Origin of the sequence: Pleomorphomonas sp. T1.2MG-36 (assembly GCF_950100655.1) — a bacterium.
Lineage (GTDB): Bacteria > Pseudomonadota > Alphaproteobacteria > Rhizobiales > Pleomorphomonadaceae > Pleomorphomonas.
In genome coordinates this window covers 1-430 of record NZ_CATNLY010000022.1, presented here as the reverse complement: position 1 = coordinate 430, position 430 = coordinate 1, and the positions used below count along the sequence as shown (strand labels likewise).

Annotated in this window: 2 protein-coding genes; one reads left to right on the top strand and one right to left on the bottom strand. The window is 58.6% G+C overall.

All coding sequences use genetic code 11. From position 1 onward, the window contains the following. Complete coding sequence (locus QQZ18_RS23805) at positions 1-117, top strand: MbeD/MobD family mobilization/exclusion protein (protein ID WP_446728641.1); 117 nt, start codon at positions 1-3, stop codon at positions 115-117. Positions 118-223: 106 nt separating this feature from the next. Here QQZ18_RS23805 and QQZ18_RS11445 read toward each other — a convergent pair. Beyond that, positions 224-430, bottom strand: a 207-nt coding sequence (locus tag QQZ18_RS11445; RefSeq protein WP_446728640.1) for a hypothetical protein, incomplete at its 5' end; no start/stop codon positions are given.

Genomic DNA, 430 nt, shown 5'->3' with positions numbered 1-430 from the left:
ATGGAGCAGATGTACTCCACTACGCGCGCGGAGAACGCGCAGATAAGCAACCAGGTACAGCGCTTGAGCGCTCAGGTGCAGAGTTTGAGCGAGCAGCTGCACCGGTTAGCGCGATGATTGCCGGCGAACTGGCACAGCGGGAGGCGCTGGAACTAGAGCAGCAGCGCCAGAAGCAGCTGAAACGGCCTTATAACGGTCCAAAAATGGGCTGAGCCTCATCAGCTCAGCGTGGTTTTCTGCCGGCAAAGATTCGTGACCAGAGTCCTCTGGTCTTTTCCTGCTCCAGTTGCTCTCTCAGTCGTTTTACTTCCTCCTGCAGCTGCCGGCGCTCGTCTTCGCCGCGCCGGCGTTCTTCTTCACGTGCCGTTTTGTCTTCAAGCATCAGCGTGACGGCCTGCTTCAGCTCTGCCAGCTCGTTGCGGACCGTTTC